The sequence below is a fragment of the Mesorhizobium sp. M7A.F.Ca.CA.004.12.1.1 genome (assembly GCF_003997835.1).
Taxonomy (GTDB): Bacteria; Pseudomonadota; Alphaproteobacteria; order Rhizobiales; family Rhizobiaceae; genus Mesorhizobium.
On record NZ_RZRK01000380.1, the window covers coordinates 1 to 5,855 of the forward strand.

Consider the following 5,855-nt stretch of genomic DNA (forward strand, 5'->3'; position numbering starts at 1 on the left):
GGTCATGGTCGACGTCGCCTTGCGCTGGATGGGCCCGACGCTGCTCGACAATCTGCGCATCACGCTCGGCTGGTGCTGGACCTATCTGATCATCGCCGAGATCGTCGCCGCCGATTCCGGCATCGGCTATGTGATCTGGACGGCCCGGCGCTTCGTCAAGACACCGGAGGTCATGGCCGGCGTCGTCGTCATCGGCCTGATCGGCCTTGTCACCGACCAACTTTTGCGCCTGCTTCACCGCCGGCTGTTCCGGTATCTGTGAGGAGCATGACATGACCGGATATGTTCAATTCATCGACACGGCCAAGTCCTTCGGCCCCGTCGATGTCGTGCGAAACACCAGCCTTGGCCTCGAGCGCAATTCGCTGGTCGTCTTTCTCGGCCCATCGGGCTGCGGCAAGACCACCTTGATGCGCATGGTCGGCGGCCTCGACGAACCGAGTTCGGGCTCGATCCTGCTTGGCGGGGAAAAGGTCGTCAGGCCGGACCGTCGGCGCGGCATGGTGTTCCAGTCCTATTCGTCGTTTCCCTGGTTGACGGTCAAAAACAACATCGCCTTCGGCATGCGCTACAGGAAGGACCTCGGTGCCACCGAAAGAGCCGAGCGTATCAGCCACTATCTCAAGCTGTTCGGGCTCGCCGACTTTGCCGACTCCTATCCAAACCGGATCTCGGGAGGCATGCGCCAGCGCGTGGCCATAGCCCGCACGCTCGCCGCAGGCTCAGACGTGCTGTTGATGGACGAGCCTTTCGGCGCCCTCGACGCGCTGACGCGCGAGCGGCTTCAGGTCGAGCTGCGGCAGATCCAGATCCGCGAGGAAAAGACCATCATCTTCGTCACCCACGACGTCGAAGAAGCCGTATTTCTCGCCGACCGGATCATCCTGTTCTCACGCCGTCCAGCCTCGATCGTCGCCGATATCGACGTGGCGGCAGAGCTTGGCCCGGACCGGCCGCTGGAGATTCGCGAAACCCAGAAATTCTTCGAGCTGCGCAACAAGGTCCTGCATCTGATCCGCAACGAAACCGGAGTGGTCGTATGAGCCTCTCCTTTTCCGGAAAGACGGTCGTGATCACCGGAGCGAGCCGAGGCATCGGGCTCGGCATCGCCAAGGGCTTCGCCCAGGCCGGCGCCAGCCTGCACCTCATTGCCAACGACGCGGCCGTGCACGAACGGGCCCACGACTTGGGCGCCACAGGCACGGAGGCCGACATCGCCGACCGCGAGGCGGTCGGCGCGGCCCTCGGACCGATCTCCCGGATCGACGTGCTCATCAACAATGCCGGCCTCGAGCTGATGACGCCGATCACCGACAGCAGCGACGAGGCCGAAGCCGCCTTCCGGCGCATCATCGAGATCAACGTCATCGGCACGGCGCTTGTCACCGCGCGCGCCTTGCCGCGCATGCAGGCCGGCGCTTCGATCATCAACACCGCATCGATCTGGGGCCGCGTCGCCGAAGCGCGGTTCGGCGCCTATGTCGCCTCCAAGCACGCCATCATCGGCCTGACGAAAACCTGGGCCAAGGAACTTGGATCGAAAGGCATCCGCGTCAATGCGGTCTGTCCGGGATGGGTCCGCACGGAAGCATCGATGCGCTCGCTTGGCCGGATGGCCGAGCAAGGCGCCGTCAGTGAAGCAGCACTGCTCGAAGACATCGTTGGCGCGCAAGCCCTGCCCGGCCTGATGGAGCCGGCCGACATGGCCGGCACCTATCTGTTCCTGGCGTCGGATCTCGCGGCCAACATCACCGGGCAGTCGCTCGGCGTCGACAGGGGAGAAGTGCCTTGGTAACCCCGCTGCACGGAAAACGCGCGCTGGTCACCGGTGCGGCCAGCGGCATCGGTCGCGCGACCGCGCTCGCCTTGCGGGACGCCGGAGCCATTGTTCTCGGCTTCGATCTCAAGGCATCCGACGGCGATATCCCGATCCTTGCCTGCGACCTTGCCAATGAGGCCGACATCATTGCCGCGGTCAGGCAAGGCGCGCAACGGATCGGCGGCTACGACATTCTGGTCAACAATGCCGGCATCCTCCATGAAGCACCGCTTGAGGCGATTTCGCTCGACCATGTCGACCGCATGTTCGCCGTCAATGTGCGCGGCGCCATCATCGTGGCACGGGAAGTCCTGCCGCACCTTCCCGATGGCGGCCGCATCGTCAACATCGCCTCCGAGCTCGCCTATCTCGGCCGGTCGAACGCCTCGGTCTATTGCGCGACCAAGGCGGCATTGCTCGGCCTGACCCGCTCCTGGGCGCGAGAGCTTGCCCCTCGCATCCTGGTCAACGCCGTGGCGCCGGGGCCGACCGACACGCCGCTTCTCGGTTTCGAGGCGCTGAGCGAGAGCCAGCGCGCGCAGGAAACGACACACCCGCTGGGGCGGATCGGCCGCCCGGATGAAATCGCTTCCGCGGTGGTCTTCCTTGCCGGCCCCGGCGCCACCTTCTTCACCGGACAATGCCTGGGCGCCAATGGTGGCGCGGCGATGCTTTGAAACGAGATGATCATGAAAGACCGAGTTTTCCTCGCTGAACTGCCATGGCCCGAAGCCGAGAAGAGGATCGCCGCCGGCGCTCCTATCTTCCTGCCGCTCGGCTCGACCGAGCAGCATGGCCACCACATGGCGATGAATGTCGATGTCGTGCTTCCCACCGCCATCGCCGAGACGGTCGCGAAGCAGGTCGGCGGCCTCGTCGCGCCGACCATCGCTTACGGCAACCGCTCGCAGCCGAGAACAGGCGGCGGCCCGGCCTTCCCCGGCACGATCAACATCACGGCGCATACGTTTTCGCTGCTGGTCAAGGATGTGATCTGCGATCTCTATCGCCAGAAGGTCCGGCGTATCGTTGTCCTCAACGGCCACTACGAGAACATCGGCCCGTCAATCGAGGGCATCGAACTGGCGCTCGACACCATCGGCCGCGAGCGTGCGGCGGATCTGACGATCCTGCGCATCGATCATTGGGAAATGGTGCGCACAGAGACGCTGGCGAAAGTGTTCCCCGATGGTTATCCCGGCATCGAGCTGGAACATGCGAGCGTCATCGAAACCTCGATGATGCTGGCGCTGCGTCCCGAGCTCGTCGACCTCGGCAAGGCACTGCATGACGGCCCGGCGCAGTTCAGGCCATATGATCGCTATCCCAAGCCAGCCGAGGAAGTGCCGCCATCCGGCGTGCTGTCGCTGACCGAGGGCTCATCGGCGGAAAAGGGCCGATGGTTGCTCGACGACTGCGAGACCCGCATTGCGGAAATCGTCAAACGCGAATTCTTCTGAGGTGCCGACACCATGAGCAGCAATTTCTTCCAGCCGATCGACGCCTCCGCCGTGCCTCGCTTCGCCGGACTTTCGACCTTCATGAGACTGCCGGCCGTGGCAAGCGCGGAGGGGCTCGACATCGCGCTCGTCGGCATACCGTGGGATGGTGGCACCACCAATCGCGCCGGCGCACGGCACGGCCCGCGCGAGATCCGCAACCAGTCGAGCCTGATGCGGCGCGCCCATCACGTCTCGGGGACCGAGCCGTTCAGCATCGCCAACGTCGCCGATGTCGGCGATCTCTCGGTCAATCCGATCAACCTGCTGGACGGGCTGAAGCGCATCGAGGACGGCATCGCGGCGATCGTGGCAGTGGGCGCCATTCCGCTTGCAGCGGGCGGCGATCATCTGACGACGTTGCCGGTGCTGCGCGCCGTGGCCCGCAAGGCGCCCGTCGGCATGATCCATTTCGACGCGCATTCGGACACCAATGACCGCTATTTCGGCGACAATCCCTATACACATGGCACGCCGTTCCGCCGCGCCATCGAAGAGGGGCTGCTCGATCCCAAGCGCGTCGTCCAGATCGGCATCCGCGGCTCGATCTATGAACCCGGCGAACATGACTGGGCGGTCGCCCAGGGCATCCGTATCATCTACATGGAGGAGTTCGTCAGGCGAGGCGCGGCCAGCGTCGTGGAAGAGGCGCGCGGCATCGTCGGAAACAATCCTGTTTATGTCACCTTCGACATAGACTGCATCGACCCATCGATGGCGCCTGGGACCGGAACGCCTGAACTTGGCGGCTTCACCACCCGCGAGGCCCAGGAAATGGTCCGCTTGCTCGATGGATTGAACATTGTAGGCGCCGACGTCGTGGAGGTGGCGCCGCCTTTCGACCTGGGTGGAATGACGGCGCTCGCCGGCGCGACGATGATGTTCGAGCTGCTGTGCGTGATGGCGAAGTCGGTTCAAGCAGCGAGAGCGCCAGACTGAGCGCAAGCGTCAAAGCCGCCTGACGCGTCGCCGTCCGCTCAAAGCGGATTCTCGGCATAGAACTCCAGCACGCGCTGCTTGAAGGTCTTGTCCCCGACGGCCAGCATATGGTCCCGGCCCTCGATGTGAAAGGCGCTGGCGTTCGGCATCAACGCTGCAAGCTCATCGGGCGAGCCGCCAATGTCGTCGGTGGTTCCGACGGCGACCAGCGTCGGCTGGGCGATGCGGGCGATATCCTGCTCGCTCAGCAATTCGCGCGATTTGGCGATGCAAGCGGCCAAGGCCCGGCGATCGCTGCGGGTCTGGTCGGCGAAGGCGCGAAACGACCGGCCGCGCGGATGGCTGGTGGCGGCCGGATCATCGGCAAGCAAGGCGGCGGCGATCGGATCCCAATCGCCGACACCGTCGACCATGCCGATGCCGAGACCGCCGAAGACCAGCGTCGCCACCTTGTCCGGATCGGACAGCGCCATGAACGCCGCGATGCGCGCGCCCATCGAATAACCCATGACATGAGCGCGCCCGATGCCGAGATGGCCGAGCAAGGCAGCGGCATCGGAAGCCATCTTGACCGGCGTGTAGTCGGCCTCCTCATAGCTCTTGGACGACGAGCCGTGGCCGCGATTGTCGAAGGCGATGGCGCGGTAACCGGCGTCGTTCAGCGTCTTGAACCAGCCGGGCGACACCCAGTTGACATAATGGCTCGAGGCGAAGCCATGGATCATCAGCACCGGATCGCCCTCGCCCGATGCCGGCTGGCGGTCGAGGAAGGTAAGCTCGAAGCCGTCATGGGTGAAAGACTGCATCTGCGATCCCGCCTGTGTGCTCAACCGCCACCGCCATTGGGTGCATCGCCATTGTCGGCTGGTGGCATGCCGGGGCCGGATACCGTGCCCACGGCCGGATGGCGCAAAAGGTCGCCATACTCGATGCCGTTCCTGGCGGCAGTGCCGGCCTTGAGCTCGAGCACGAAGCGCACCGGTACGCCGGGCGAAACGACGGCGTCCGATTGCGGCTCGCCGTGCTTGACCGCCCGGATCTTGCCATCCTGGCCGACGAAAATCAGATCAAGCGGCATTGGCGTGTTGTGCATCCAGAAGCCAACCTGCTGCTGGACCTCGAAGACGAACAGCATGCCGTGGTTGTCCGCCATGTCCTGGCGGTACATCAAGCCGGCCTCGCGCTCCGCGGCGGTGTCGGCGACTTCGATGGAAAAAGAGCGATCACCGCCTTTCGTCACCACGACCAATGGCGCCGGATCGGCTGGAAGGATCATCGCCCGGCTGTCCGCCGAGGTCGGCTTTTCGGAATAGAAGTAACCACCGGCGGCGGCGATGAAGGCAATCGCGCACATCGCGCCCGCGGTCAGCCAGTTCCTGTAAGCCATTCGAAATCCTCGGCCGGAAACGCCCTAGTGCGAGACCGGCAAGGTCCCCATATCGGGGTGAATTTCGGCGGCCATAAGGCCTTTGTCGCCGCGTCCGAAACGAACCAGCACGACCTGCCCCGGCCGAAGCTCGGTGATACCGTAACGGCGCAAGGTCTCCATATGGACGAAGATGTCCTCGGTGCCCTCGCCGCGGGTGAGAAAACCAAAC

At 64.5% G+C, this 5,855-nt stretch carries 9 protein-coding genes; 6 read left to right on the forward strand and 3 right to left on the reverse strand.

What is annotated here, in order from left to right; all coding sequences use genetic code 11:
- The 6 genes from EN984_RS19890 to speB form a co-directional block, all read left to right on the forward strand.
- The coding region (locus EN984_RS19890) for an ABC transporter permease subunit (protein ID WP_127383892.1) at positions 1-262 on the forward strand (262 nt) is incomplete at its 5' end.
- 10 nt (positions 263-272) lie between these two features.
- Positions 273-1,043 (forward strand): ABC transporter ATP-binding protein, encoded by a 771-nt coding sequence (locus tag EN984_RS19895; protein ID WP_127268137.1) that lies wholly within the window; start codon positions 273-275, stop codon positions 1,041-1,043.
- The gene (locus EN984_RS19900; protein ID WP_127268136.1) at positions 1,040-1,795 is read left to right on the forward strand and encodes an SDR family oxidoreductase; all 756 of its coding nucleotides are present in this window, start codon (positions 1,040-1,042) and stop codon (positions 1,793-1,795) included. The genes EN984_RS19895 and EN984_RS19900 overlap by 4 nt, the downstream gene beginning before the upstream one ends.
- Positions 1,789-2,496 (forward strand): SDR family oxidoreductase, encoded by a 708-nt coding sequence (locus EN984_RS19905; protein ID WP_127271827.1) that lies wholly within the window; start codon positions 1,789-1,791, stop codon positions 2,494-2,496. The genes EN984_RS19900 and EN984_RS19905 overlap by 7 nt, the downstream gene beginning before the upstream one ends.
- Before the next feature lie 12 nt (positions 2,497-2,508).
- The gene (locus EN984_RS19910; protein WP_127271829.1) at positions 2,509-3,279 is read left to right on the forward strand and encodes a creatininase; all 771 of its coding nucleotides are present in this window, start codon (positions 2,509-2,511) and stop codon (positions 3,277-3,279) included.
- 12 nt (positions 3,280-3,291) lie between these two features.
- Positions 3,292-4,257 carry an agmatinase gene (gene speB, locus EN984_RS19915; protein ID WP_127271573.1) on the forward strand — a complete coding sequence of 322 codons (966 nt, stop codon included), beginning with the start codon at positions 3,292-3,294 and terminating at the stop codon, positions 4,255-4,257.
- A 38-nt stretch (positions 4,258-4,295) separates the two neighbouring features.
- Here the strand turns inward: speB and EN984_RS19920 are convergent, their stop codons facing one another.
- From EN984_RS19920 to EN984_RS19930, 3 genes are all read right to left on the reverse strand, one after another.
- On the reverse strand, positions 4,296-5,063 hold the full coding sequence (locus EN984_RS19920; RefSeq protein WP_164749085.1) for an alpha/beta hydrolase: 768 nt from the start codon (positions 5,061-5,063) through the stop codon (positions 4,296-4,298).
- A 20-nt stretch (positions 5,064-5,083) separates the two neighbouring features.
- On the reverse strand, positions 5,084-5,644 hold the full coding sequence (locus EN984_RS19925; RefSeq protein WP_127271578.1) for a DUF192 domain-containing protein: 561 nt from the start codon (positions 5,642-5,644) through the stop codon (positions 5,084-5,086).
- A gap of 24 nt (positions 5,645-5,668) precedes the next feature.
- A partial coding sequence (locus EN984_RS19930) for a cold shock domain-containing protein (protein ID WP_164765542.1) occupies positions 5,669-5,855 on the reverse strand: 187 nt, incomplete at its 5' end.

Bases quoted from the DNA above. Each gene is read 5' to 3' on its own strand.
- EN984_RS19920 (WP_164749085.1), bottom strand. From the start codon at position 5,063: ATGCAGTCTTTCACCCATGACGGCTTCGAGCTTACCTTCCTCGACCGC.
- EN984_RS19895 (WP_127268137.1), top strand. From the start codon at position 273: ATGACCGGATATGTTCAATTCATCGACACGGCCAAGTCCTTCGGCCCC.
- EN984_RS19910 (WP_127271829.1), top strand. From the start codon at position 2,509: ATGAAAGACCGAGTTTTCCTCGCTGAACTGCCATGGCCCGAAGCCGAG.
- EN984_RS19900 (WP_127268136.1), top strand. From the start codon at position 1,040: ATGAGCCTCTCCTTTTCCGGAAAGACGGTCGTGATCACCGGAGCGAGC.
- speB (WP_127271573.1), top strand. From the start codon at position 3,292: ATGAGCAGCAATTTCTTCCAGCCGATCGACGCCTCCGCCGTGCCTCGC.
- EN984_RS19925 (WP_127271578.1), bottom strand. From the start codon at position 5,644: ATGGCTTACAGGAACTGGCTGACCGCGGGCGCGATGTGCGCGATTGCC.